This window comes from Pengzhenrongella sp. (genome assembly GCF_036565025.1).
GTDB lineage: Bacteria > Actinomycetota > Actinomycetes > Actinomycetales > Cellulomonadaceae > Pengzhenrongella.
In genome coordinates, this window is the sequence record NZ_DATCNW010000403.1 from 1 (window position 1) to 1,724 (window position 1,724).

Below are 1,724 nucleotides of genomic sequence, written 5' to 3' on the forward strand. Positions count from 1 at the left end.
CCAGGGGCTCCTCACCGGGCCCGAACCGCGCCACCGGGCGACCAAGAGCGAAACCCGCTCACCGCCCCGACGAACCCCTCATCAACCCCGCCGAGCCAAATCCCGCCCAGGAACACCCGCTCGACACCAGCCACCTAGGACCAGGGGCAGGCCCGCGTTCTCCGCCACGTCCAGGGCCGGGACCAGGCTCGGGCTCTGAAAGACGACCCCGATCTCCCGGGCGCGCTCGGCGGCGACGCCCGACAGGGCCGGCCAGGTCACCGCCCCGCGGCCGGGCAGCTCGAGCCCCGCCATCAGGTGCAGGAGGGTGGACTTCCCGGACCCGGACGGGCCGGTGATCGCGATCCGGGCGCCGGGGGGGACCTCGCACGTGGTGCCGTGCACGGCGATCACGGCGCCCGGGCCCGAGCCGAACGTTCGGGACGCTTCGACGCAGGCGACGAGGCTCTCGGTCTGCCTCATGCGATCACGACCCCGTCCTGCAGGGCGATGACACGGTCCGCGATGCGGACCACCTCGGCGCTGTGGGTCACCACGAGGAGGCCCGCGCCGCGGCCGACGCGTTCGCGCAGCAGCGCGAGGATCTGCTGCTCGCTCTGCCCGTCGAGCTCGCCGGTGGGCTCGTCGGCCAGCACGATGTCAGGGTCATTCGCGAGGGCCACGGCCAGTCCAGCGCGCGCGAGCTCCCCACCGGAGAGCTCACGGGGGATCGCCCGTCCGCGGTGGCCGAGCCCGACCCGCTCGAGCAGCTCCTGCGGGCTGGGCCGCCGATCGCGGTGGTCCCCGGCGCGCTGTGCGAGCCGGATGTTCGCGGCGATCCCCAGGTGTGCCAGCAGGTTGCGGGACTGCAGCAGGACGCCGATGCGCCTCGCCCGGATGCGCGCCCGATCGGCCTCCGGGCGGTGACTGACCCGCTCGCCGCCCACCGTGACGGTGCCGCCGGCCGGTTCGTCGATCCCTGCGAGGCATGACAGCAGGGTCGACTTGCCCGACCCGGACGGGCCGACGACGGCGACCGTCTCGCCGCGCTCGACGGTCAGGGACACCCCCCGAAGTGCGAGGGTTTCGTCATCGCCGGTGCGGAAGAAGCGGTACAGGTCGCGGGCCTGCAGCGCGGGTTCGGCCATCAGAGCCACCGCAGCGAGTTGGAGACGATGCGCCAGGGGTCGACGTTGTCGGCGTTCGTGGGGCCGGAGAGGGTGAGGTCGACCCGCATGCCCGCGCGGTAGAACGTGTACCGCTCGAAGGCGTCGCGAACCACCTTGCCGGTCACCGGGTCGGGCGACGAGTCGCCCTGGTAGGTCAGCAGGATGGCCGTCCCCCCGGTGCGGGTGACCGAGGTCGCCGTGCCGGGCGTGAACTGTGGAACCTTGGCCCGCAGGCGCGGCACGTCGCTCTTGATGACCGAGCCGGCGGTGGGCGCGGTCGCGGCCGACGCGGTGGACACCTGAATGCTGTTCAGCTTGTCCGTGAACGACGTCGTCGTCCCGCCCGAGACCCGCGCCCAGCCCTCGGGGATCTTCACCGAGTACCCGCCGGCGGGCGGGCTGAACGGAACGAAGGCCTGGTTGTCGGGGATGTCGCCGGGCGGGTTCGCCTCCGTCGCGTGGGGCACGGGCCGGGGCGCTGCGGGTGTGGACGCCGGCTTCCCGGTGGCGTGGGCCGTCGTTGGGCTCGCCGAGGTCCTCGCACCGCCCAGGGAGTGGCTCGTCGCCGTCGTCGCC

The 1,724-nt window shown here is 73.7% G+C and carries 3 protein-coding genes; all 3 read right to left on the reverse strand.

The window, feature by feature from the left end; translation table 11 throughout:
* Positions 1-81: 81 nt before the first annotated feature.
* Genes VIM26_RS22900 through VIM26_RS22910 form a run of 3 tightly spaced genes read right to left on the reverse strand, consistent with a single transcriptional unit; the run spans position 82 to position 1,615 of the window.
* Entirely contained in the window at positions 82-462 is a 381-nt protein-coding gene (locus VIM26_RS22900; protein ID WP_331955615.1) for an ATP-binding cassette domain-containing protein, read from the reverse strand.
* Positions 459-1,127, reverse strand: a complete 669-nt coding sequence (locus VIM26_RS22905; RefSeq protein WP_331955617.1) for an ABC transporter ATP-binding protein — start codon at positions 1,125-1,127, stop codon at positions 459-461. The genes VIM26_RS22900 and VIM26_RS22905 overlap by 4 nt, the downstream gene beginning before the upstream one ends.
* On the reverse strand, positions 1,127-1,615 hold the full coding sequence (locus VIM26_RS22910) for a hypothetical protein (protein ID WP_331955619.1): 489 nt from the start codon (positions 1,613-1,615) through the stop codon (positions 1,127-1,129). Before VIM26_RS22910 ends, VIM26_RS22905 begins: the two co-directional genes overlap by 1 nt.
* Between the last annotated feature and the right edge of the window lie 109 nt (positions 1,616-1,724).